General features: G+C 52.6%; 22 protein-coding genes. 15 read left to right on the forward strand and 7 right to left on the reverse strand.

Translation table 11 applies throughout. The features are described 5' to 3' along the window. Window positions 1-2: 2 nt before the first annotated feature. From CJP72_RS09340 to roxA, 8 genes are all read left to right on the forward strand, one after another. On the forward strand, window positions 3-926 hold the full coding sequence (locus tag CJP72_RS09340) for a hypothetical protein (protein WP_162380588.1): 924 nt from the start codon (window positions 3-5) through the stop codon (window positions 924-926). 10 nt (window positions 927-936) lie between these two features. Continuing rightward, entirely contained in the window at window positions 937-1,398 is a 462-nt protein-coding gene (locus CJP72_RS09345) for an NUDIX hydrolase (RefSeq protein ID WP_162380589.1), read from the forward strand. Window positions 1,399-1,451: 53 nt separating this feature from the next. After that, a complete protein-coding gene (mnmA, locus tag CJP72_RS09350; RefSeq protein WP_162380590.1) occupies window positions 1,452-2,558 on the forward strand; it encodes a tRNA 2-thiouridine(34) synthase MnmA in 1,107 nt (368 codons plus the stop codon). Window positions 2,559-2,593: 35 nt separating this feature from the next. Next, window positions 2,594-3,235: a high frequency lysogenization protein HflD gene (hflD, locus tag CJP72_RS09355; RefSeq protein ID WP_162380591.1), complete on the forward strand. Its 642-nt coding sequence runs from the start codon at window positions 2,594-2,596 to the stop codon at window positions 3,233-3,235. Window positions 3,236-3,238: 3 nt separating this feature from the next. Continuing rightward, window positions 3,239-4,609: an adenylosuccinate lyase gene (purB, locus tag CJP72_RS09360; protein ID WP_162380592.1), complete on the forward strand. Its 1,371-nt coding sequence runs from the start codon at window positions 3,239-3,241 to the stop codon at window positions 4,607-4,609. A 171-nt stretch (window positions 4,610-4,780) separates the two neighbouring features. After that, window positions 4,781-5,452: a two-component system response regulator PhoP gene (gene phoP, locus CJP72_RS09365; protein WP_162380593.1), complete on the forward strand. Its 672-nt coding sequence runs from the start codon at window positions 4,781-4,783 to the stop codon at window positions 5,450-5,452. Then, the gene (phoQ, locus tag CJP72_RS09370; protein ID WP_162380594.1) at window positions 5,452-6,915 is read left to right on the forward strand and encodes a two-component system sensor histidine kinase PhoQ; all 1,464 of its coding nucleotides are present in this window, start codon (window positions 5,452-5,454) and stop codon (window positions 6,913-6,915) included. The genes phoP and phoQ overlap by 1 nt, the downstream gene beginning before the upstream one ends. 91 nt (window positions 6,916-7,006) lie before the next feature. After that, on the forward strand, window positions 7,007-8,128 hold the full coding sequence (roxA, locus tag CJP72_RS09375; RefSeq protein ID WP_162380595.1) for a [50S ribosomal protein L16]-arginine 3-hydroxylase: 1,122 nt from the start codon (window positions 7,007-7,009) through the stop codon (window positions 8,126-8,128). 114 nt (window positions 8,129-8,242) lie between these two features. Here roxA and pepT read toward each other — a convergent pair whose 3' ends face one another. After that, on the reverse strand, window positions 8,243-9,469 hold the full coding sequence (gene pepT / locus CJP72_RS09380; protein ID WP_162380596.1) for a peptidase T: 1,227 nt from the start codon (window positions 9,467-9,469) through the stop codon (window positions 8,243-8,245). A 249-nt stretch (window positions 9,470-9,718) separates the two neighbouring features. Here pepT and potA point away from each other — a divergent pair, with 249 nt between their 5' ends. From potA to potD, 4 genes are all read left to right on the forward strand, one after another. Continuing rightward, the gene (gene potA / locus CJP72_RS09385; RefSeq protein WP_162380597.1) at window positions 9,719-10,855 is read left to right on the forward strand and encodes a spermidine/putrescine ABC transporter ATP-binding protein PotA; all 1,137 of its coding nucleotides are present in this window, start codon (window positions 9,719-9,721) and stop codon (window positions 10,853-10,855) included. After that, on the forward strand, window positions 10,839-11,702 hold the full coding sequence (gene potB, locus CJP72_RS09390; RefSeq protein WP_162380598.1) for a spermidine/putrescine ABC transporter permease PotB: 864 nt from the start codon (window positions 10,839-10,841) through the stop codon (window positions 11,700-11,702). Before potA ends, potB begins: the two co-directional genes overlap by 17 nt. 391 nt (window positions 11,703-12,093) lie before the next feature. Beyond that, window positions 12,094-12,873 (forward strand): spermidine/putrescine ABC transporter permease PotC, encoded by a 780-nt coding sequence (gene potC, locus CJP72_RS09395; protein WP_162380599.1) that lies wholly within the window; start codon window positions 12,094-12,096, stop codon window positions 12,871-12,873. A gap of 24 nt (window positions 12,874-12,897) precedes the next feature. Next, window positions 12,898-13,944: a spermidine/putrescine ABC transporter substrate-binding protein PotD gene (potD, locus tag CJP72_RS09400; protein WP_162380600.1), complete on the forward strand. Its 1,047-nt coding sequence runs from the start codon at window positions 12,898-12,900 to the stop codon at window positions 13,942-13,944. 46 nt (window positions 13,945-13,990) lie between these two features. Here the strand turns inward: potD and cobB are convergent, their stop codons facing one another. From cobB to lolC, 5 genes are read right to left on the reverse strand one after another with little or no spacing between them, the layout of a single operon-like run. Beyond that, window positions 13,991-14,812: a Sir2 family NAD+-dependent deacetylase gene (cobB, locus tag CJP72_RS09405; RefSeq protein WP_162380601.1), complete on the reverse strand. Its 822-nt coding sequence runs from the start codon at window positions 14,810-14,812 to the stop codon at window positions 13,991-13,993. A 15-nt stretch (window positions 14,813-14,827) separates the two neighbouring features. Continuing rightward, window positions 14,828-15,739 carry an N-acetylglucosamine kinase gene (gene nagK, locus CJP72_RS09410; protein ID WP_162380602.1) on the reverse strand — a complete coding sequence of 304 codons (912 nt, stop codon included), beginning with the start codon at window positions 15,737-15,739 and terminating at the stop codon, window positions 14,828-14,830. 28 nt (window positions 15,740-15,767) lie between these two features. Next, window positions 15,768-17,012, reverse strand: coding sequence for a lipoprotein-releasing ABC transporter permease subunit LolE (gene lolE / locus CJP72_RS09415; protein WP_162380603.1), 1,245 nt, complete (start codon window positions 17,010-17,012; stop codon window positions 15,768-15,770). Next, window positions 17,012-17,713 carry a lipoprotein-releasing ABC transporter ATP-binding protein LolD gene (lolD, locus tag CJP72_RS09420; protein ID WP_162380604.1) on the reverse strand — a complete coding sequence of 234 codons (702 nt, stop codon included), beginning with the start codon at window positions 17,711-17,713 and terminating at the stop codon, window positions 17,012-17,014. Before lolD ends, lolE begins: the two co-directional genes overlap by 1 nt. Next, window positions 17,706-18,905: a lipoprotein-releasing ABC transporter permease subunit LolC gene (gene lolC, locus CJP72_RS09425; RefSeq protein WP_162380605.1), complete on the reverse strand. Its 1,200-nt coding sequence runs from the start codon at window positions 18,903-18,905 to the stop codon at window positions 17,706-17,708. The genes lolD and lolC overlap by 8 nt, the downstream gene beginning before the upstream one ends. 260 nt (window positions 18,906-19,165) lie before the next feature. On the opposite strand from lolC, the gene CJP72_RS09430 reads away from it, so the two are divergent. From CJP72_RS09430 to ldtC, 3 genes are all read left to right on the forward strand, one after another. Then, window positions 19,166-20,239, forward strand: a complete 1,074-nt coding sequence (locus CJP72_RS09430) for an acyltransferase family protein (RefSeq protein ID WP_162380615.1) — start codon at window positions 19,166-19,168, stop codon at window positions 20,237-20,239. 128 nt (window positions 20,240-20,367) lie between these two features. Further along, the gene (mfd, locus tag CJP72_RS09435; RefSeq protein ID WP_162380606.1) at window positions 20,368-23,814 is read left to right on the forward strand and encodes a transcription-repair coupling factor; all 3,447 of its coding nucleotides are present in this window, start codon (window positions 20,368-20,370) and stop codon (window positions 23,812-23,814) included. Between the two features lie 148 nt (window positions 23,815-23,962). Beyond that, entirely contained in the window at window positions 23,963-24,928 is a 966-nt protein-coding gene (gene ldtC, locus CJP72_RS09440) for a L,D-transpeptidase LdtC (protein ID WP_162380607.1), read from the forward strand. An 81-nt stretch (window positions 24,929-25,009) separates the two neighbouring features. On the opposite strand, the gene bhsA is transcribed toward ldtC, so the two are convergent. Then, a complete protein-coding gene (bhsA, locus tag CJP72_RS09445; protein WP_162380608.1) occupies window positions 25,010-25,267 on the reverse strand; it encodes a multiple stress resistance protein BhsA in 258 nt (85 codons plus the stop codon). Window positions 25,268-25,338: the final 71 nt, after the last annotated feature.

Here is a 25,338-nt window from a genome sequence, read left to right on the forward strand (position 1 = left end):
TTATGGATACCCGTGTTATCGCCGCGTTAGCCTTATTGACCGTATCGCCATTTTGCGTTGCGAAGCAGGATTGCGAAACCATTGCGGGTGCCAGTGCAGGTGCTGCGGATTATCTTTATGAAACCGCAAAGGTGAAAACAGACTCTCGACTGCATTTCTACTCCGCGCCATACGCGGAATGCCGACTCCCCGCACATCTGATCAACGGTGACTCGGTAGAAGTACTACGAAGCCTGCAATACAAGCCATCAGATGATGCGCCAGTCCACACATATCGTTACGTGCGTTACCGTGATGCTAAAGGCTTGTTTGCGACCGGATGGGTGCCCGCCGAAGGCCTGGCTCCGCTACCGAATGCATTACCGGTTAATGAAACCTGTCAACAATGGGCGCAAAAGGCAATGCCGGCACGCGTCAGCGGCGCACCGGCAGCGGATAACCATTTTCAGGTTCAGGCTGGCGGACGCGCCTCGTTTTACACGATGCCGAATGAACAATGTCGCAGTTCCTCTCTGTTCCTGATCCCCGGCGACATCGTTTCCGCCCAGGAACAATCAGAAGATGATTTTCTTGAGGTGGCGTATTACACCGCCGATCGTCACGTCGTGCGCGGCTGGTTGAAAAAATCGCAGTTGCAGCCAGTAAATAGCGGTGATAGTTATCGCGATGATATCAATCCGTTATCTACAAATCTGGCGACACGCGTTGCCACACTCAATTTGCGTCACGACTATCAATGTGTCTTTTATGAGAGCTGGAACGCTAAAAAGGCCATTGAGATTATCGTTCGCGAAGACCATCAGGCCCCGTTGTGCCGTGGAGGCGCCGATCCAGCAACATCACCAACAACGGCCTACATCAGTATCGATAAGACCAGCGGCGAGATTAGCTGGCCAGATGTCGCTGAAGGATTCGAAGAAGAATAAGAGGTCACCGATGTTTAAACCGCACGTCACCGTTGCCTGCATTGTGTATGCAGAGGAAAAATTTTTAGTCGTTGAGGAAACCATCAACGGCAAAGCACTGTGGAACCAGCCCGCCGGACATCTGGAAGCGGATGAGACATTAGCCGAGGCCGTCGCGCGTGAACTGTGGGAAGAGACCGGCATCAGCGCGCAACCTCAGTACTTTATTCGTATGCACCAGTGGATCGCTCCCGATAAAACGCCGTTCTTACGTTTTCTGTTTTGCATTGAGCTTGCCAATATGTGCGATACCGAGCCCCATGACAGCGATATCGATTGCTGCCGCTGGGTGAGTGCGAAAGAGATACTTGATGCGCCAAATCTGCGTTCTCCGCTGGTTGCCGAGAGTGTGCGCTGTTACCAGAGCGGACAACGTTATCCGCTGGAGATGATCGGCGAATTTAACTGGCCGTTTACAGAGGGTGTCAAGTAAAGGGCTGCGTGATAGAATACGCCGCCTTGAAGTTCAATGTCGTGAGTATTCCTATGTCTGAAAGCCCAAAAAAAGTGATCGTCGGCATGTCCGGCGGTGTCGATTCCTCCGTTTCCGCCTGGCTGTTGCTGCAACAGGGTTATCAGGTAGAAGGCCTGTTCATGAAGAACTGGGAAGAGGACGACGGTGAGGAATATTGCACAGCGGCCGCCGATCTTGCAGATGCTCAGGCCGTCTGCGACAAACTCGGCATTGAACTGCATACCGTTAACTTTGCCGCAGAATACTGGGACAACGTTTTTGAACTCTTTCTTGAAGAGTACAAAGCCGGTCGTACGCCGAACCCGGATATTCTGTGCAATAAAGAAATCAAATTTAAAGCCTTCCTCGAATTTGCCGCAGAAGATTTAGGTGCCGATTACATCGCCACCGGTCACTACGTGCGCCGCGCCGATGTAGACGGTAAAAGCCGTCTGCTGCGAGGACTTGATGGCAATAAAGATCAAAGCTATTTCCTCTATACGCTCGGCCATGAGCAGATCGCGCAAAGTCTGTTCCCGGTGGGTGAACTTGAGAAACCGCAGGTCCGCAAAATTGCCGAGGATCTGGGGCTCATCACCGCGAAGAAAAAAGACTCCACCGGTATTTGCTTTATCGGTGAACGTAAATTCCGTGAATTCTTAGGTCGTTACCTCCCGGCACAACCCGGTAAAATTATCACTGTTGATGGCGACGAGATTGGCCAGCATCAGGGGTTGATGTACCACACTCTTGGTCAACGTAAAGGTCTGGGGATTGGCGGAACCAAAGAAGGTTCTGAAGATCCGTGGTATGTCGTCGACAAAGATGTTGAGAACAACATTTTGGTTGTTGCTCAGGGTCATGAACACCCGCGTCTGATGTCTGTCGGGTTGATCGCGCAGCAATTGCACTGGGTTGATCGCGAACCATTCAGCGGAACCCTGCGCTGCACAGTGAAAACCCGTTACCGTCAAACTGACATCCCTTGCACGGTTAACGCCCTGGACGATGATCGCATTGAAGTGATCTTTGATGAGCCGGTTTCTGCGGTAACACCAGGCCAGTCAGCCGTTTTTTATAATGGTGAAGTGTGTCTCGGCGGCGGAATCATCGAGCAGCGCCTGCCCCTGCCGGTATAATTATTCTCTTAGACTGATACAAGGAAGCAGTGATCGTGGCAAAGAATTTTTATGACATCACCCTCGCGCTGGCCGGTATTTGCCAGTCGGCACGCCTGGTGCAAGAACTGGCGCACCAGGGACACTGTGATGCCGATGCGCTACACGTTTCACTGAATAGCGTCATTGACATGAACCCCAGCTCAACGCTGGGCGTGTTCGGTGGCAGCGAGGCCAATTTGCGCCTCGGACTGGAGACCCTGCTCGGCGTGCTCAACGCCAGCAGCCGTCAGGGTTTAAACGCAGAGCTGACCCGTTACACCCTGAGCCTGATGGTGCTGGAGCGCAAGCTGTCAGCTGCAAAAGGGGCGATGGATACGCTGGGCGAGCGAATCAACGGTTTACAGCGCCAGCTCGACCATTTTGATTTGCAGTCGGAAACGCTGATGAGCGCCATGGCGGGCATCTATGTTGACGTCATTAGCCCATTGGGACCACGCATCCAGGTGACCGGTTCCCCCGCTGTTTTGCAAAGCCCTCAAGTTCAGGCAAAAGTTCGCGCCTCTCTCCTTGCAGGTATCCGTGCAGCCGTGCTCTGGCACCAGGTTGGCGGAGGTCGTCTGCAATTAATGTTTTCTCGCAATCGTCTGACCACTCAGGCCAAACAAATTCTTGCTCATTTAACCCCGGAGTTATGATCTATGGAATTATCCTCACTGACCGCCGTTTCCCCTGTCGATGGACGCTACGGCGATAAAGTCAGCGCGCTGCGCGGGATTTTCAGCGAATACGGTTTGCTGAAATTCCGTGTACAAGTTGAAGTACGCTGGCTGCAGAAACTGGCCGCGCACGCAGCGATCAAGGAAGTTCCTGCTTTTGCTGCCGACGCAAACGGTTTCCTTGATACCGTCGTGGCGAACTTCAATGAAGACGATGCCACCCGTATCAAAACCATTGAGCGCACGACAAACCACGATGTGAAGGCAGTGGAGTATTTCCTGAAAGAAAAAGTGGCCGGAAACCCGGAACTGCATGCGGTTTCCGAATTCATCCACTTTGCCTGTACTTCTGAAGACATCAACAACCTGTCTCACGCATTGATGCTGAAAACCGCCCGTGATGAAGTGATCCTTCCATACTGGCGCCAGTTGATTGATGGTATTAAAGATCTGGCAGTGCAATATCGCGATATTCCGCTGTTATCGCGCACCCACGGTCAACCCGCCACACCGTCAACCATCGGCAAAGAGATGGCTAACGTGGCGTACCGTATGGAGCGCCAGTTCCGCCAGTTAAATCAGGTAGAAATTCTCGGTAAAATCAACGGTGCGGTCGGCAACTATAACGCGCACATCGCCGCGTACCCGGAAGTTGACTGGCACCAGTTCAGCGAAGAGTTTGTCACGTCGCTGGGCATTCAGTGGAACCCGTACACCACCCAGATTGAACCGCATGATTACATTGCAGAGCTGTTTGATTGTATTGCCCGCTTTAACACCATCCTGATCGACTTCGATCGTGATGTCTGGGGTTACATTGCCCTCAATCACTTCAAACAGAAAACCATCGCCGGTGAAATTGGTTCTTCGACCATGCCGCACAAGGTTAACCCGATTGACTTTGAAAACTCCGAAGGCAACCTGGGCCTGTCTAACGCAGTACTGCAACATCTGGCGAGCAAACTGCCGGTATCCCGCTGGCAGCGTGACCTCACGGACTCTACCGTTCTGCGTAACCTGGGTGTTGGTATCGGTTATGCGCTGATTGCCTACCAGTCCACCCTGAAAGGCGTGAGCAAACTGGAAGTGAACCGCGACCGTCTGCTGGACGAGCTGGATCACAACTGGGAAGTGCTGGCGGAGCCGATCCAGACCGTCATGCGTCGTTATGGCATTGAAAAACCGTATGAGAAGCTGAAAGAGCTGACCCGTGGTAAACGCGTCGATGCCGAGGGCATGAAGCAGTTTATCGACGGTCTGGCACTGCCGGAAGAAGAGAAAGTGCGCCTGAAAGCCATGACCCCTGCGAACTACATTGGCCGCGCCATCACCATGGTTGACGAGCTGAAGTAACTGCATTGCCCGGTGGCGCTGACGCTTGCCGGGCCTACTATCGCGTAAGCCGGATAAGGCGCTCGCGCCGCCATCCGGCACTTCCCTCCCCTCGGTTTAGTTAATGTTTATAACCACAACAACATAATCGGCGTTAAACTATTCATACTATTTACGTAGGGAGAAAAGAGAATGCGCGTACTGGTTGTTGAGGATAATGCGTTGTTACGCCACCACCTGAAGGTTCAATTGCAGGATTTAGGGCACCAGGTAGATGACGCAGAAGATGCAAAGGAAGCCGATTATTACCTTAACGAACATCTGCCTGATATTGCGATTGTCGATTTAGGCCTCCCGGATGAAGATGGGCTTTCTCTCATTCGCCGTTGGCGTAGTAACGAAGTTTCTGTGCCCGTCCTTGTGCTCACCGCGCGTGAAGGCTGGCAGGACAAAGTCGAAGTGCTCAGTGCCGGCGCCGACGACTACGTGACAAAACCCTTTCATATCGAAGAGGTGATGGCGCGTATGCAGGCATTGATGCGCCGCAACAGCGGCCTGGCCTCCCAGGTCATTTCACTGCCCCCTTTTCAGGTCGATCTCTCCCGCCGCGAACTGTCGGTGAATGACGAAGTGATTAAGCTGACAGCATTTGAGTACACCATTATGGAAACGCTCATCCGCAATAATGGCAAAGTCGTCAGTAAAGATTCGTTGATGTTGCAGTTGTACCCGGATGCTGAACTCCGCGAAAGCCACACTATTGATGTATTGATGGGGCGTCTGCGCAAAAAAATCCAGGCCCAGTACCCTGACGACGTGATCACCACCGTGCGTGGTCAGGGATATCTTTTCGAACTGCGCTAATGAATAGATTACTGCGTCACTTTTTTCCCCTGTCGCTGCGGGTCCGTTTTTTACTGGCGACGGCGGGCGTTGTACTGGTCCTTTCCCTGGCTTATGGCATGGTGGCGCTGGTCGGTTACAGCGTTAGCTTCGATAAGACAACGTTCCGCCTGTTGCGCGGGGAAAGTAATCTTTTCTATACCCTCGCAAAATGGGAAAACAACAAACTTCAGGTCGAACTCCCCGAACATCTCGATATGCAAAGCCCAACGATGTCGTTGATTTATGACGAGAACGGCAAACTGTTATGGGCGCAGCGCGACGTGCCCTGGCTGGTCAAACGAATCCACACTGACTGGCTGAAAACCAATGGTTTTCACGAAATTGAGGCCGATGTCGATGCGACCAGCGCATTGTTGAGTGGCGATCATTCCGTCCAGCAGCAACTTAAAGAAGTACGGGAGGAGGATGACGATGCTGAGATGACCCACTCTGTGGCAGTGAATATTTACCCCGCGACCGCGCGCATGCCGCAACTCACTATCGTCGTTGTTGATACTATCCCAATAGAGCTGAAACGCTCTTATATGGTGTGGAGTTGGTTTATCTATGTGCTGGCCGCCAACCTGCTGTTAGTGATCCCCCTACTCTGGGTCGCCGCCTGGTGGAGTCTGCGACCTATTGAGGCGCTGGCGAGAGAAGTGCGTGAACTGGAAGATCATCACCGCGAAATGCTTAACCCTGAAACAACGCGCGAACTGACCAGCCTTGTGCGTAACCTCAACCGACTGCTGAAAAGCGAGCGGGAACGTTACGACAAATATCGCACGACCCTGACCGACCTCACTCACAGCCTGAAAACACCACTGGCGGTGCTGCAAAGTACGCTGCGTTCCCTGCGCAGCGAAAAGATGAGCGTCAGCGAAGCCGAACCCGTAATGCTGGAACAAATTAGCCGTATTTCGCAGCAAATTGGTTATTATCTGCACCGCGCCAGCATGCGCGGCAGCGGCGTTTTGCTCAGCCGTGAACTGCATCCTGTCGCACCGCTTCTGGACAATCTGACGTCGGCGCTGAATAAGGTCTACCAGCGTAAAGGGGTCAATATCAGTCTCGATATTTCGCCAGAAATCAGCTTTGTGGGTGAACAGAACGATTTTGTCGAAGTGATGGGCAACGTGCTCGATAATGCCTGCAAATACTGTCTTGAGTTTGTCGAAATCTCAGCTCGCCAGACCGACGATCACCTGCATATTCTGGTTGAGGATGACGGACCGGGGATCCCGCACAGTAAGCGAGCGCTGGTCTTTGATCGTGGCCAGCGCGTTGATACCCTGCGACCAGGGCAAGGTGTGGGGCTGGCGGTGGCGCGTGAAATTACCGAACAGTATGACGGGCAAATTATTGCCAACGACAGTCTGCTGGGGGGTGCGCGCATGGAGGTTATTTTTGGTCGACAGCATCCAGGCCAGAAAGACGAGTGAATAGGTTTGTAATATTTGTGTATATAGTTCACCGCATCGGGTTACGCATCCGTTATAATCGGTGTCAGATACCAGCCTGCGGATACTTTATATGGAATACCAATTAAACCTCAACTGGCCCGAGTTTCTCGAACGCCACTGGCAAAAACGTCCAGTGGTGTTGAAGCGCGGGTTCACCAACTTTATTGATCCGCTCTCTCCTGACGAACTGGCAGGACTGGCAATGGAAAGTGAAGTCGACAGCCGCCTTGTCAGTCATCAGGACGGTAAATGGCAGGTGAGCCATGGCCCTTTCGAAAGCTACGACCATCTTGGCGAGAACAACTGGTCGCTGCTGGTACAAGCCGTGAACCACTGGCATGAACCGACCGCCGCGCTGATGCGCCCTTTCCGTGCCTTGCCTGACTGGCGTATCGACGACCTGATGATCTCTTTTTCCGTTCCCGGCGGCGGCGTAGGTCCCCATCTGGATCAGTACGATGTCTTTATTATTCAGGGAACTGGCCGTCGTCGCTGGCGGGTCGGTGAAAAGCTGCAAATGAAGCAGCATTGCCCACATCCCGACCTGTTACAAGTTGATCCTTTCGACGCCATTATTGATGAAGAGCTGGAGCCTGGCGATATTCTGTATATTCCACCGGGATTCCCACACGAGGGTTATGCGCTGGAAAATGCCATGAACTACTCCGTCGGGTTCCGCGCGCCCAATACTCGTGAGCTGATCAGCGGTTTTGCCGATTATGTTCTGCAGCGCGAACTGGGCAGCACGTATTACAGCGACCCCGATATGCCGACTCGCGATCACCCTGCCGACATTTTGCCGCAGGAAATGGATAAATTGCGTGAAATGATGCTCGGCTTAATCAATCAGCCGGAACATTTCAAACAGTGGTTTGGTGAGTTTATTTCCCAGTCTCGCCACGAACTCGATATCGCGCCGCCGGAGCCTCCCTATCAGCCCGATGAGATTTATGACGCCCTGAAGCAAGGCGATGTGCTGGTTCGTCTTGGCGGATTGCGTGTACTGCGCATTGGTGACGATGTGTATGCAAACGGCGAGAAGATTGATTCCCCACATCGTCCGGCACTGGAAGCCCTTGCCAGCCATATCGTGCTGACCGCCGAAAACTTTGAGGATGCGCTGGACGATCCGTCGTTCCTTGCGATGCTGGCCGCGTTGGTCAACAGTGGATACTGGTTCTTCGAAGGGTAAGTTATTACGATAGTTGTCGGATAGTGACTTACGCCTTATCCGGCCTACGGTCCGGCACTTAAGTCGTTCGTAGGCCGGATAAGCAAAGCGCCATCCGGCATCTACCGATACCTGTTACTTTTGCTTCGCCGTCAGTTCTGCGATACGCACAATCACCTGCACCGCTTTTTCCATCCCTTCCAGCGTCACAAACTCATGCTTACCATGATAGTTGTAACCGCCGGTGAAAAGGTTCGGACACGGTAATCCCATGAACGACAGTTGTGCTCCGTCGGTACCACCACGGATCGGTTTCATCATCGGCTCAATGTCACAATCACGCATTGCCTGTTGAGCAATATTCAGAATGTGCGGATGCTCAACAACCTTTTCATGCATGTTGTAATAGCTGTCTTCGATCACCAGCTCAATGTAGCAGTCCGGATGCAAGCCTTTGCCGACCTTCCTGGCGATATCCATGATTTTACGCTTACGCGCTTCAAACTGCTTGCGGTCAAAATCGCGAATAATGTAGTGCATATCGGCCCGATCGACGGTGCCCTTCATGCTGGCAAGATGGTAAAAACCCTCGTAACCGTCTGTGGTTTCAGGGCTTTCATCCGCCGGGACTTCTGCATGAATTCGCGCAGCCAACGACAGCGCATTCACCATGACACCTTTTGCGGTGCCAGGATGCACATTGTTACCCACGATTTTGATATTGACGGAAGCAGCATTGAAGTTTTCAAACTCCAGCTCGCCAACGCCGCCACCATCAACGGTGTAAGCCCATTGCGCGTTAAAGGCGGCAACATCGAAGTGTTTAGCCCCTTTGCCAACTTCTTCATCCGGCGTGAAAGCGACTCGAATATCGCCGTGCGGGATCTCTTTGTGTTTCAGTACCGCCAGCGCGGTCATGATTTCCGCCACACCTGCTTTGTCATCCGCCCCGAGCAGCGTTTTTCCGTCCGTCGTGATTAGCGTCTGTCCCAGCAATTGATGTAAAACCGGGAACATCACCGGCGATAACACTTCATCACCAATACCCAACGCGATATCGCCACCGCGATAGTTTTCCACAATCTGCGGATTCACGTTTTTACCACTGAAATCCGGTGAGGTATCCACATGGGAAATAAACCCGATGGCAGGAATATCGCCAGAGACATTCGCTGGCAGCGTCGCCATCACCGTCCCTTTGTCACTTAACGTAACGTCAACCAGCCCCATTTCTTCGAGCTGTTGTTTGAGTAACTGTAGTAGCTTCCACTGTCCCTCGGTGCTGGGAACCTGTCGCACACCCGGTTTTGACTGGGTATCCAACGACACATAGTGCAAAAAACGCTCAAGTAATTTATCCATGCAGTCACCCTCACTTTTTGTGACAACATTATCAATAAGCAAGAAAAGACAAATATTGCGTCAGGTCACTTTTATCCCCTAAACGAGAATATTTCGATCCGCAGCCCTTCCTGAATATAAAGCTAACCTCGTAATTCGCAACAAGGATTGGCGATTTCAGTGGTTTGCCGTAGAATAACCGCCCTCATTAAGAGTCACCAAGGTGGTTAACCACAAACCCCGCATCGGTCAGCCATCCGTTGCGTCTACATGGGACAGAGTAAAAAATTGAATAAACAACCGCGTTCGCTTTCACCGCTGGTGCAATTGGCGGGAATTCGCAAAAGTTTTGATGGCAAAGAGGTCATTTCTAACCTGAATCTGACCATTAATAATGGTGAATTCCTCACGCTACTTGGCCCCTCTGGCTGCGGTAAAACAACCGTTCTACGCCTGATTGCCGGCCTGGAAAATGTGGATTCCGGTCATATCATGCTGGATAACCAGGACATTACCGATGTTCCGGCAGAAAACCGTTATGTGAATACGGTCTTCCAAAGTTATGCGTTATTCCCGCACATGACGGTGTTTGAAAATGTGGCTTTTGGGTTGCGCATGCAGAAAACCCCCGCCGCCGAAATTACTCCCCGCGTTACCGACGCGCTGCGCATGGTGCAACTCGAAGAATTTGCCCAGCGTAAGCCGCATCAACTCTCCGGCGGACAACAACAACGCGTGGCGATCGCCCGTGCCGTCGTTAACAAACCGCGTTTGCTGCTGCTGGACGAATCGCTTTCTGCGCTGGATTACAAGTTGCGCAAGCAGATGCAGAACGAACTGAAAGCGTTGCAACGCAAACTTGGCATCACCTTCGTGTTCGTTACCCACGATCAAGAAGAAGCGTTGACCATGTCAGACCGTATCGTGGTGATGCGTGACGGCGTTATTGAACAGGACGGCACCCCGCGCGAGATCTACGAAGAGCCGAAAAACCTCTTCGTGGCCGGTTTTATCGGTGAGATCAATATGTTTAACGCCACCGTGATCGAGCGTCTTGACGAGCAGCGTGTTCGTGCGAATGTGGAAGGCCGCGAATGCAACATTTACGTCAATTTTGCCGTTGTTCCAGGGCAAAAGTTACATGTCTTGCTGCGCCCGGAAGATCTACGCGTTGATGAAATCAATGACGACAACCACATTGAGGGATTGATTGGTTACGTTCGCGAGCGCAACTACAAAGGGATGACGCTGGAATCGGTCGTCGAGCTGGAAAACGGCAAAATGGTGATGGTGAGCGAATTCTTCAATGAAGACGACCCCGATTTTGATCACTCGCTCGATCAAAAAATGGCCATTAATTGGGTCGAAAGCTGGGAGGTCGTACTGGCTGATGAAGAACACGAGTAAGTTCCAGAATGTGGTGATTGTCACCATCGTCGGTTGGCTTGTGTTGTTTGTCTTTTTGCCCAACCTGATGATCATTGGTACCAGTTTTTTGACCCGCGATGACGCCAATTTCGTCAAAATGGTCTTCACGCTGGAAAACTACGCGCGTCTGCTCGATCCGCTCTATTTTGAGGTGATGCTGCACTCGCTCAATATGGCGTTGATTGCCACTCTCGCCTGTCTGGTGCTCGGTTATCCATTCGCCTGGTTTCTGGCAAAATTACCGGAGAAAATCCGTCCGCTATTGCTGTTCTTACTGATCGTCCCGTTCTGGACTAACTCACTGATCCGCATCTACGGACTGAAAATTTTCCTGAGCACCAAAGGCTATCTTAACGAATTCCTGCTCTGGCTGGGCGTTATCGACACACCGATTCGCATCATGTTTACCCCCAGCGCCGTCATTATAGGTCTGGTTTATATCCTGTTGCCCTTTATGGTGATGCCGCTCTACTCCAGCATTGAAAAACTGGATAAGCCGCTGTTAGAAGCGGCGCGTGATTTAGGTGCCAGCAAGTTGCAAACCTTTATCCGCATCATCATTCCGTTGACCATGCCGGGGATTATCGCGGGCTGCCTGCTGGTGATGCTGCCAGCGATGGGACTGTTCTACGTTTCAGACCTGATGGGCGGCGCAAAAAATCTGCTGATCGGTAACGTTATCAAGGTGCAGTTCCTGAACATTCGCGACTGGCCGTTTGGCGCCGCCACCAGTATTACGCTGACCATTGTAATGGGACTGATGTTGCTGGTTTACTGGCGAGCGTCCCGTCTGCTGAACAGAAAAGCAAGCGAGCTCAGCGAGTAAGCCGCCACCTTCCTTTGAGTGGATGATGAAAAAACCGACACCGTGGGGCGTCGGTTTTTTTTATTCGTTATGCACCCACTGGCGCAAATCCGGTTTTACCGCCAAATTTGATACGAATCAGAGCAACGAAAAGGTGATGGGGGTCATCGTACAGTCATCCTCCGTCAGGCGGTATGGGGGGCAAAACGTATAACACCCGTCATTAAATCAGCCATTTTTTCCCGATAGCCGGGAAAATTGTTGTAAAATGCGCGGCCTCACATGATGGCCGCGTTTTTTTGCGCGCTATTTAATCAAAGAGTTTTGGAGATATTTTGGAGATAAAGGAAAAATTGAATCATTTCAATACTCTGAAACTGTCCCCTCTGCAATGCAAGGAGGTGGATCTCGAATGATCGGCAGACTGCTTCGCGGTGGTTTTATGACCACCATTTATGCTTACCTGTATATTCCAATCATCATCTTGATTGTTAACTCCTTTAACAGTTCGCGCTTTGGCATCAACTGGCAAGGGTTCACCACTAACTGGTATAACTTATTGCTCAACAACGACAGTCTGCTTCAGGCTGCCCAGCATTCACTTACGATGGCCGTCGTCTCGGCAACCTTTGCAACGCTCATTGGTTCACTTACTGCCGTCGCGCTGTATCGTTATCGCTTTCGCGGTAAACCCTTCGTCAGCGGTATGTTGTTTGTCGTCATGATGTCACCGGACATCGTGATGGCCATTTCCCTACTGGTGCTATTTATGCTGCTTGGCATTCAACTGGGGTTCTGGTCGCTGCTCTTCTCTCACATCACGTTCTGCCTGCCGTTTGTTGTCGTGACCGTTTATTCACGTCTGAAAGGCTTTGATGTCCGAATGCTGGAAGCTGCAAAAGATTTGGGCGCCAGCGAAGTCACTATTCTGCGCAAGATCATTTTACCTCTGGCCATGCCCGCCGTGGCGGCCGGTTGGTTACTGAGTTTTACCTTGTCGATGGATGACGTCGTGGTGTCGTCATTTGTGACCGGACCAGGGTATGAAATTTTGCCGTTGAAGATCTATTCGATGGTGAAAGTGGGCGTATCACCCGAGGTGAATGCGCTGGCAACGATATTGTTAGTTCTGTCGCTGGTGATGGTCATTGCCAGCCAGCTTATTGCTCGTGATAAAACGAAGGGCCGTTAAGGCCTGTAATTCAGGGGACGTTAAATGAAAAAATGGTCACGCCACCTGCTTGCTGCGGGTGCTCTGGCACTGGGCATGAGCGCTGCTCACGCCGCTGATAACAACACACTCTATTTCTACAACTGGACCGAGTATGTTCCACCAGGACTGCTTGAACAGTTCACCAAAGAGACCGGTATTAAGGTTATCTATTCGACCTACGAATCGAATGAAACCATGTACGCCAAGCTCAAAACATACAAAGACGGTGCCTACGACCTGGTGGTTCCTTCTACCTACTACGTCGACAAAATGCGCAAAGTGGGCATGATCCAGAAGATTGACAAGTCGGCATTGACCAATTTCAACAATCTCGACCCTGAGATGCTCAACAAACCGTTTGACCCGAACAACGACTACTCTATCCCTTACATTTGGGGTGCCACGGCGATTGGCGTCAACAGCGAGACAATTGACCCGAAAACCGTTACCCGCTGGGCCGATCTGTGGAAGCCGGAGTACAAAGGCAGTCTGTTGCTGACGGATGATGCGCGTGAAGTGTTCCAGGTCGCGCTGCGTAAGCTGGGCTATTCTGGCAACACAACCGATCCGAAAGAGATTGAAGCGGCCTACAACGAACTGAAAAAGCTGATGCCAAACGTAGCGGCGTTTAACTCTGACAACCCGGCAAACCCCTATATGGAAGGTGAAGTGAATCTGGGAATGGTGTGGAATGGCTCTGCCTGGGTTGCGCGTCAGGCCGGTACACCGCTGGAAGTCATTTGGCCAAAAGAAGGCGGGATTTTCTGGATGGACAGCCTGTCGATTCCGGCAAATGCTAAAAACAAAGAAGGCGCGCTGAAACTGATTAACTTCCTGCTGCGCCCGGATGTCGCGAAACAAGTGGCGGAAACCATCGGCTACCCAACACCTAACCTGGCAGCCCGTAAGCTGTTAAGCCCGGACGTTGCTAACGACAAATCGCTGTACCCTGATGCGGAAACCATCAAAAAAGGGGAATGGCAGAATGACGTCGGCGCGGCCAGCGCCATTTATGAAGAGTATTACCAGAAGCTGAAAGCAGGACGCTAATTCAGCAGGAAGGCCCGGTATCGCAATACGAACCGGGCCTTTCATTTTACAAACCTTTCAACAACTTCTCGACAAATTCCGGCACCACCTGACTCGCAGGGCCGTAATACTTCTCTTCAAATTCACTGCCTACCTGGCTCGGTTCAAGGTTTAGCTCGATCGTATGTGCGCCGTGCAGTCGCGCTTCATGGACAAAACCCGCAGCCGGATAAACGTGGCCCGAGGTGCCAATCGCGATAAAAATATCCGCCATCGCCAGTGCCATGTAGATGTCATCCATCCCCAAAGGCATTTCGCCAAACCACACCACATGCGGGCGCAACGGTGCCGGAAACTGGCAGCAGTGACACTTATCATCAGGGGTGACATCACCTGTCCACTCAAGGATCTGCCCACTCTGGGAACAACGCACCTTCAACAACTCACCATGCATATGGATAATATTGTCGCTGCCTGCACGTTCATGGAGATTGTCGATATTCTGTGTCACCAGCAAGAAGTTATCGCCGAGGGCTTCTTCCAGTTTTGCCAGCGCAATATGCGCCGCATTAGGTTGAATTTCCGGTCGCTGCAGTTGCTGTCGACGCGCGTTATAAAATGACTGGACCAGTGTAGGGTTACGCGCAAATCCTTCCGGGGTCGCCACATCTTCAACGCGATGCTCTTCCCAAAGACCATCTGCTGCACGAAACGTACGAATGCCGGATTCGGCTGAAATCCCTGCCCCTGTAAGTACTAAAACTCTTGGTTTTTCCATCACTTCCGGCACCACTCTGTCTCTGAAAAAGATCCGTTGACGCAGACGTTCGCGTAAATGGCGTTTGTTTTTACGAAAACGACTTAATCGATGACCCCGACGCGACTGCATAACAACCTCTTTTGATTAGTCGGTAAGATGTAAGAAGGCGGCGCCGCGCATTCCTCCCGCATCACCATGTCGTGCGCGTTCAATACGCGGCACCCTGGCGACAGGCAAGAGATGATCTGGCAATCGGTCCGCCAACTGCGTTGTTATCGCTGTGAAATTCGATAAACCGCCGCCGATCACGACCAGATCGGGATCGACGATAGTCAGGATATTGCCCAGGCATACCGCTAACAAATCCAGATAGCGTTCAACGTGGGCGCGCGCCTGAACATCACCCTGCTCCCACAGCGCAATGATTTCAGGAGCCTGCAAAGGTTGATGATAGTAATGCTGATATAGCCACGCAAATCCACGACCGGAAAGATAGTTTTCGATGCAGCCCAGTTGACCACAGCCGCAGCGGCGCAACGGGAAGTCAAAACCCATCAGCGTGAGTGCATCGACGGGCAAACGTATATGACCAAATTCACCGGTAATGTAGCTGTGTCCGGCGATTGATTTTCCATTGATGATAAGACCGCCACCGACACCCGTGCCGAGGATCAGCCCCATCACCAGCGGATACTGCGTAAACTCATCGTCCCAGGCTTCGGAAAGGGCAAAACAGTTGGCATCGTTGTCCAGACGAATATCGCGATCCAGGCGAGCGCTGAGATCGGCACGCAAAGGCTTGCCGCTGGCGGCAGGCACATTGGCGGCGTACAGCGTACCGTCCGCCGTCTCAGGCATTCCGGGAATACCGATACCAACACTGCCTTTCTCGCCAAATCGCGCATCGGCCTCAGCAACCAAATCACACACAGCATCCAGAAAAGCGTCATAGCTGTCGCGGGGAGTTGGCACGCGCTTTTCCCACTGTAAATGCCGTTGGTTATCAAACACGCCTAACGCAATTTTGGTCCCGCCAATGTCAAACCCGTAATACATCGCCGCTCCTTGTTTCTGTGTGCCGTAGTTATTGGCCGCTGAGAACTCTCGCTGGATCGATATTACTGGCGCGTCGCGCCGGATACCAACTGGCTAACAAGCTCAGCAACAATGCCGTGACCAGCACGTAAATAACATCCAGCCAGTGTAATTCGGATGGCAGGAAGTCGATAAAATAGATATCCCCGGACAAGAACTGATGACCGATTATTGTCTCAATACCTTCAATGATGGGGGTCAGTTGCAACGAAACGACAACGCCGATCACCACCCCACACAGGCTACCAAACAGCCCCGCCAACAATCCATACCAGACGAAAATGGCGCGAATCAAACCGTCTTTGGCGCCCAGCGTTCTTAATACGGCAATATCACCACTCTTGTCTTTTACCGCCATCACTAAAGTCGAGACGATATTAAAACAGGCCACGCCGATCACCAGCACCATCGCCAGATACATAATGGCGCGGATCATCTGAATATCGCGATACATATAGCCGTATGTCCCAATCCAGCTCTTGATGTAAACATAGCTATTGGTAACTTCGCCCGCGTCACGCACCAGTCTGTTGGCGTTAAAGACATCGTTAACTTTGATCGCAATACCAGAAACACTGGACCCCATCTCCAGATACTGCTGAGCATCAGCCATCGGGATCATGGCAAAACTGTGATCAAGCTGGCCACTCAATTGCAAAATCCCCGCGACATGCAAACGCACGCGTTTGGGTTGCATCAGTTTATGATCCGAATTTGAATTGGGGATCATGATCGAGACCCAGTCGCCCTGTTTGACTTTCAGGGCGTCTGCCACGCCTTTGCCGATAATAATTTGCTGTTCACCGGCTTTAAAGTTATCCCAGGCATGGTTTTGCACAAACGAGGGAAGCGCGCTCAGTTGCTGTTCCTGTTTAGGGTCAACCCCTTTCACCTGAATAGCGCGTAGATTAGCGCCACTCTCCACCAGTCCGGTAAAGTTGATGTACGGTGCTGCCGCCACAATGCCCGGCACCTTCTGTACGTTATCCAGCGCTTCGCGCCAGTTGGTCCACGGCTGATTCACCGCTTCTATTTCGCCGTGCGGAACCACCGCCAGAATACGATTATTCAGTTCACGTTCAAAACCGTTCATTGCGCTTAAACCGACGATCAAGACCGCCACACCCAGCGCAATACCGATCGTAGAAATCACAGAGATCAGCGAGACCATACCGCCGCGCCGACGACCACGGCTAAACCGCAGCCCAATCAATAACGATAAAGGCGCAGCCATTACTCTGCTCCCATCAGGCTCAATTCCGCTGTCAGGCGACCATCGCGCATCTCGAGCTGGCGATTCATCCGTTTCGCCAGTTGCAGATCGTGGGTGACAACCAAAAAGGCGGTGCCCTGAGAACGATTCAACTCGCCCAAAAGCTGGAAAATACTGTCGGCATTACGCGCATCCAGGTTCCCTGTGGGTTCATCCGCCAGTACCAGTCGCGGGTTGTTGACCAGCGCACGCGCAATCGCCACACGCTGGCGTTCGCCGCCAGAAAGCTCTGAAGGACGGTGACTGGCGCGATGATCCAGTCCCACCGCTTTCAGCATTTCACGCGCGCGTTCGCTAATTTCCGCCGGTTTCTTTTTGCCGATCAGCAACGGCATGGCAACGTTTTCCAGCGCGCTGAAATCCGGCAGCAGATGGTGAAACTGATAAATAAAGCCGAGCTTCTGGTTGCGTAATTCCGCTTTTGCGGTCGAGGAAAGTTGGCTCATGGGTTGGCCGCTAAAAATCACATCGCCCGAGGTGGGTGTATCCAGTCCGCCCAGCAGATGCAGCAAGGTACTTTTACCCGACCCAGAACTGCCAACAATGGCCATCATTTCGCCTTCGCCTACGCTAAAACTGACATCATGCAGCACGTCGGTTTGCACGGTGCCTTCCTGATAGCGTTTGCACAGGTTGTCGCATTGCAACAGGATCTTATTCATAACGTAAAGCCTCAGCGGGTTGAGTGGCGGCAGCGCGCCAGGAAGGATAAAGCGTAGAAAGCAGTGCGATAGCCATTGCCACCAGCGCGATGACAATAACCTGCAACGGCTCGATGGCCACAGGCAGCGCAGCGCCGTCCAGTATCGCGCCGATTACCGGCATCAGGTTATTCAACTGACTGGCAAGTAATGCGCCCAATGCCGCCCCCAGCAGCGCGCCGATAATACCGGCACTCGCCCCCTGAACCATAAAGACCATCATGATTTGGCGCGGCGTCAGTCCCTGCGTTTGCAAAATAGCCACTTCTCCTTGCTTCTCCATCACCATCAAGCCCAGCGAGGTAATAATATTGAATGCGGCAACTGCCACGATCAGGCTCAACAACAGCCCCATCATGTTCTTTTCCATTCTTACTGCCTGGAACAGTTCGCCTTTGCGCTCACGCCAGTCCTGCCATTTTGTCCCTGCCGGCAACGTTTGCTGGCTGAGGGTGTCGACTTTCAACGGTTCGTTCAGCCACAAACGCCAGCCGGTAATATTCCCTGCCGGATAGCGCATCAGACGCGAGGCATCCTGAATATTGACCAGCATCTGGTAGCCATCGACCTCGCTGTTCGCGGCAAATGTGCCAATCACCGTAAATAAGCGCTGGCTTGGCAGTCGCCCCATCGGGGTAAACTGGCTGGCGGAAGGTACCATCACGCGAATTTGATCGCCGCGGTTCACCCCCAATTGCCCGGCGAGCTGCTCGCCAAGGATGACATTATACTTGCCCGCTTCGAGGGAGGTTTGTTTCACATTGACCAAATACGGCGTTAACGGATCTTTTTGCGCCGGATCGATACCCAACATGACCCCCACCGCCACACTGCGCGCACTTTGCAGGACGACATCTCCCGTCGTCAGAGGCGCAATACGATTCACGCCATTTAAGACAACGGCTTTTTCCGGTAATTGCTGAGGATTAAGGGAACCTTGCTCAGACGAGAGAATGGCCTGAGGCATCAGGCCAAGAATGTTGTTTTGCAGTTCACGTTCAAAACCGTTCATGACCGACAATACCGTCACCAGCGCCATCACCCCAAGGGTAATGCCAATGGTGGAAAGCCAGGAGACAAAGCGACCGAAGCGATCTGCTGCACGCCCACGCATGTAGCGCAGGCCGATGAATAGAGCGACAGGTTGATACATGAAATCCGTCTGGTTGCGGTTAGCAAAGTCACGAGTATATAAGCGAAAGCGGAATGGGTAAATGACTGAACCGCAAGTGTTCGTCAGTGTTATTCCGAAAAGTATTCACAAATCAACTTACTAAAGTGACCCGCTCGGCACCCTCCTCCTGACCTGATCTTTATCTTAAAAATATAAAAAGCAGATTGTTACGCATTACAGCAACGCGCATGACCCGCAGGATCGCAGGCTATGTCGAACAATACGGGCAGGCCGTCTTTATGAAACAAAAAGAATTATGGATTAACCAAATCAAGGGGTTATGTATTTGTCTGGTAGTAATCTATCACTCGGTGATCACCTTTTACCCCCATCTCACCACCTTCCAGCACCCCTTTTCGCAGGTGATCTCTAAATGCTGGATCTATTTCAATCTCTACCTGGCGCCGTTTCGTATGCCCGTCTTTTTCTTTATCTCTGGTTATCTAATCCGCCGCTATGTTGACGTGGTCCCCTGGAAGGCCTGCCTAGAAAAACGCATCTGGAGCATTCTGTGGGTCCTCGCACTGTGGGGCGTTGTGCAATGGCTGGCGTTAACCTCACTGAATCACTGGCTGGCACCTGAACGGGATTTGAGCAGCAGTGCAAATGCAGCCTACGCCACAAGCGTAAACGCATTTCTGCACGGGATGCTTACCGCCAGTACCAGCCTGTGGTATCTGTATGCGCTGATGGTCTATTTTGTCCTGTGTAAACTTTTCGCCCGCTGGGCAACGCCGTTGTTCGCGGTCTTTGTTGTACTGAGTGTCACGATCAATTTTCTACCGACATCCTGGTGGGGGATGAACAGCGTCATTCGTAACCTTCCCTGGTACAGCCTCGGCGCCTGGTTTGGCGCATCGCTGATGGCGGAAATGAAACAGACGCCGCTACGGCGCCACCCTGTTGTCATACTTACCCTCGTCGTCGCAGCGGTTGCCGCGTGGCTGGCAAACATTGCACTGCTCCTTTCGTTTGTTTCAATTGTACTGATCATGAAAGCGTTTTATCAGTTCGAGCAACGTTACGGTATGCGTTCGTCCGGTCTGCTCAACGTCATCGGCTCCGACACCATTGCTATCTACACCACCCACCGTATTCTGGTTGAGTCCTTCAGCTTAACCCTGACGCCTAAACTGAATCATGCGGCATGGTCGCCTCAGATTGAGCTTATGCTGTTGCTGGTCTACCCCTTCCTCAGTCTGCTGCTTTGCACCCTGGCGGGACTTGCCGTGCGTAACGTGTCGCAGAAGCTCTTTGCCGATCTCTTCTTTTCTCCCCCTTCCCGCCTGAGCGCCGCACGCTCGTCTGCGTAAGTTTTTCACCCCTGTTCGGGGGCGAATCATTTGCTAATGAGTGATGATCAAGGATAATAAAGAGCATTGCTTATCAGTCATATGCCCCCATAGTGTGGCGTATACCCAAAAGAGATCCTGACAACCGAATGCCTGAACAACAACGTTACACTCTGCCGACGAAGGTCGGCGATCAGCGCCAGTTGGGTGAGCTTACCGGTGCGGCTTGCGCCACACAGGTCGCGGAGATTGCCGAGCGTCACGCGGGACCCATTGTGCTCATTGCGCCGGATATGCAAAATGCCCTGCGACTGCATGATGAAATTGGCCAGTTTACCGATCAGATGGTGATGAATCTGGCAGACTGGGAAACGCTCCCCTACGACAGTTTTTCGCCGCACCAGGAGATCATCTCCTCACGCCTCTCAACACTGTATCAACTCCCGTCGATGCAACGCGGCGTACTGATAGTGCCCGTCAATACCCTGATGCAGCGCGTCTGTCCGCACACTTATCTGCATGGTCACGCGCTGGTGATGAAAAAAGGCCAGCGATTGTCGCGCGATGCCTTACGCTCGCAGCTGGATAGCGCTGGATATCGTCATGTCGATCAGGTCATGGAACACGGCGAATACGCCACCCGCGGCGCGTTGCTGGATCTGTTCCCGATGGGCAGCGAGCAGCCTTATCGTCTCGATTTTTTTGATGATGAAATAGACAGCCTGCGGCTGTTCGACGCGGATACTCAACGCACGCTGGAAGAAGTTGCGGCGATTAACCTGCTGCCAGCGCACGAATTCCCGACGGACAAAGCGGCCATTGAGTTGTTTCGTAGCCAGTGGCGAGACACCTTTGAGGTAAAACGCGACCCTGAACATATTTATCAGCAGGTCAGTAAAGGCACGTTACCGGCAGGAATCGAATACTGGCAGCCGCTGTTTTTCAGCGAACCACTGCCGTCGTTGTTTAGTTATTTTCCGGCCAATACGCTACTGGTGAACACCGGGAATCTGGAAAACAGCGCCGAGCGCTTCCAGGCTGATACCCTGTCACGTTTTGAAAATCGCGGCGTTGACCCCATGCGCCCTCTGTTACCGCCGGAATCACTCTGGCTGCGCGTTGATGAACTTTTTTCCGAGCTTAAACGCTGGCCCCGCGTACAACTCAAAACCGAGCATCTGCCGGATAAAGCCGCCAATACCAATCTGGGGTTCCAGAAACTCCCCGATCTGGCGGTACAGGCGCAGCAAAAAGCCCCGCTGGATGCCCTGCGTAAGTTCCTGGAAGCCTTTACCGGTCCGGTGATTTTCTCCGTAGAAAGCGAAGGTCGCCGGGAAGCCCTCGGTGAACTGCTTGCCCGCATCAAAATTGCGCCGAAGCGAATTTTACGTCTGGATGAAGCGAGCGATGCTGGCCGCTATCTGATGATTGGCGCGGCGGAACACGGATTTATCGACACGCAGCGTAATCTGGCGTTGATTTGTGAAAGCGATCTGCTCGGTGAGCGCGTGGCGCGGCGTCGTCAGGATACCCGCCGCACCATCAACCCGGATACGCTCATCCGCAACCTGGCGGAGTTGCATCCTGGTCAGCCGGTGGTTCACCTTGAGCATGGCGTGGGTCGCTATGCCGGTATGACCACGCTGGAAGCCGGCGGCATCAAAGGCGAATATTTGATGCTTACCTACGCCAATGACGCCAAATTATATGTCCCGGTATCGTCTCTACATCTGATCAGCCGTTACGCGGGCGGTGCGGAAGAGAATGCGCCGCTGCATAAACTGGGCGGTGACGCGTGGTCGCGCGCCAGGCAGAAAGCGGCGGAAAAAGTGCGCGATGTGGCGGCTGAATTGCTGGATATTTATGCCCAACGCGCCGCTAAAGAGGGCTTCGCCTTTAAGCACGATCGCGAGCAATACCAGTTATTCTGCGACAGCTTCCCGTTTGAAACCACGCCTGACCAGGCGCAGGCCATCAATGCGGTTCTCAGTGATATGTGCCAGCCGCTGGCGATGGATCGTTTAGTCTGCGGCGATGTTGGATTTGGTAAAACCGAAGTGGCGATGCGCGCTGCGTTTCTGGCCGTGGAAAACCACAAACAGGTGGCGGTACTGGTCCCAACCACTCTGCTTGCCCAACAACATTTCGACAACTTCCGCGATCGCTTTGCCAACTGGCCAGTGCGTATTGAGATGCTCTCTCGTTTTCGTAGCGCCAAAGAGCAGACGCAAATCCTTGAGCAGGTCGCCGAAGGTAAAATCGATATATTGATCGGCACCCACAAACTGCTCCAAAACGATGTAAAACTGAAAGACTTAGGCCTGTTGATTGTCGATGAGGAGCACCGTTTTGGTGTCCGTCACAAAGAGCGCATTAAAGCCATGCGCGCCGATGTGGACATTCTGACACTGACGGCGACGCCGATCCCGCGTACGCTGAATATGGCGATGAGCGGCATGCGGGATCTCTCCATTATCGCTACCCCACCCGCCCGCCGTCTGGCGGTCAAAACGTTTGTCCGTGAATACGACAGCCTGGTGGTTCGTGAGGCGATCCTGCGTGAGGTGTTGCGTGGAGGCCAGGTGTATTACCTGTTCAACGATGTGGAGAATATACAGAAAACGGCAGACCGCCTGGCAGAACTGGTGCCCGAAGCGCGTATAGCGATTGGTCACGGGCAGATGCGCGAACGCGAGCTGGAACGCGTGATGAATGACTTCCACCATCAACGCTTTAACGTACTGGTGTGCACCACCATTATCGAAACCGGGATCGACATTCCCACCGCCAACACCATCATTATCGAACGCGCCGATCACTTCGGCCTGGCGCAGTTGCACCAGTTGCGTGGCCGTGTGGGTCGCTCGCATCATCAGGCGTATGCCTGGCTGCTGACGCCGCATCCAAAAGCAATGACCCCTGATGCGCAAAAACGCCTTGAGGCTATCGCGTCGCTTGAGGATCTGGGGGCAGGCTTCGCGCTGGCAACGCACGATCTCGAAATTCGTGGCGCGGGGGAATTACTCGGCGAAGATCAGAGCGGCTCGATGGAAACCATCGGTTTCTCGCTCTATATGGAGTTGCTGGAAAACGCCGTTGATGCGCTGAAAGCCGGGCGTGAACCCTCACTGGAAGACCTCACCAGCCAACAGACGGAAGTTGAACTGCGCATGCCGTCGCTGTTGCCGGATGATTTTATCCCTGATGTGAACACCCGCCTCTCGTTCTACAAACGTATCGCCAGTGCAAAAAGCGAAAACGAACTCGAAGAGATAAAGGTAGAGCTGATCGACCGCTTTGGCCTGTTGCCTGATCCCGCCCGCACGCTGCTGGAGATTGCCCGTCTGCGTCAGCAGGCGCAAAAACTCGGCATTAAAAAGCTGGAGGGCAACGAAAAAGGCGGCATCATCGAATTCGCGGAGAAAAACCACGTCAATCCGGTCTGGCTTATCGGTCTGTTGCAGAAACAGCCACAGCACTTCCGTCTGGACGGCCCCACCCGGCTGAAGTTCATTCAGGAACTGAGTGAACGTAAAACGCGTATTGAGTGGGTACGTCAGTTCATGCAGCAACTGGAAGAAAACGCCGTCGCGTAATGACTCTGCCGGGTGACGTCAGCGCTCACCCGGCATTGAGTTTTACAAACTCTTTGCATTTCCCTGCACTTCCCGACATAGCCAGCCGTCATAATCCACGTTTACGTTATCGCAACAATAACCCTGTGATTTACATGGATTTATAGTGATGAGAATACACATACGCTTTTCTCGCTGGCTGACATTTTTTGCCCTCGCCGCGACCGTGGCGATGGCGCTGCCCGTCAAAGCAAACACCTGGCCACTTCCTCCGACGGGGAGCAGGCTGGTGGGTGAAAACAAATTTCACGTCGTTGAAAACAATGGCGGATCGCTGGAATCGATCGCGAAAAAATACAATGTTGGTTTTCTGGCGCTGTTACAGGCAAACCCGGGGGTTGATCCTTATGTTCCGCGCGCAGGCAGCGTGCTGACCATCCCTTTGCAAACTCTTCTGCCAGACGCGCCGCGCGAAGGTATTGTGATCAACCTGGCGGAGTTACGTCTGTACTATTACCCGCCGGGGAAAAACACGGTCACCGTCTACCCGATCGGCATCGGTCAGTTAGGCGGCGATACATTGACGCCAACGATGGTGACGACCATCTCTGACAAACGCGCCAATCCGACCTGGACTCCAACAGCGAATATTCGCGCCCGCTACAAAGCGCAAGGCATTGACCTCCCCGCCGTGGTCCCTGCCGGACCGGATAATCCTATGGGGCATCATGCGATTCGCTTAGCCGCCTACGGCGGTGTCTATCTGCTGCATGGCACCAATGCCGATTTTGGTATCGGCATGCGCGTCAGCTCAGGGTGCATTCGCTTACGTGACGGTGATATTGAGACATTGTTCCGCCAGGTCACGCCTGGGACAAAAGTGAATATCATCAATACGCCAATCAAAGCCTCAGTAGAACCGGGCGGTGTCCGTCTGGTGGAAGTGCATCAGCCGTTGTCGAAGAATCTGAACGATGACCCGCAGGTATTGCCCATTGAATTGAACAGCGCAATGCAGGCGTTTAAAGCCTCAGCGCAGACCGATGCCGCGATCATGGAGCATGTTATGGAAGTGCGTTCCGGTATGCCAGTGGACGTCACCCGCCATCAGGACGCCACACCACAGGCGATGTAGAGGCTCAGCACGTAAAAAACCCCGCAAACAATCGCGGGGTTTTTTGTGGCAATTAAACAGGCATTAATGAGGGAGTCATGCTTATTTGTAAATAACCGCCGTCCCGTGAAGAGTGTTAGGACCGGTAACTGAAGTAATACGGAAAGATTTCGCCCCCATCTCATCCGCTTTCTGGGCCAGTTGGTCTTCCAGAGAGCCCAGATTAGTCCCTGCATTCGCAGAGATAGTGCCCACTTTTTGTTGACCGGCAGGCGTAGACTGAACTTCGACAGCCGCGAAACTGGCAAATGAAAGTGAACTCAGAACAGCAGCAGCGATAAGGGTTTTTACGTTTTTCATGATAGTGACCTGTAGCAGATGAATGATGTCGTTACGATTAACTTAACGATCGATAGCTAAATGATAGATGT

Origin of the sequence: Citrobacter sp. NCU1 (genome assembly GCF_010231475.1) — a bacterium.
Taxonomy (GTDB): Bacteria; Pseudomonadota; Gammaproteobacteria; order Enterobacterales; family Enterobacteriaceae; genus Citrobacter_D.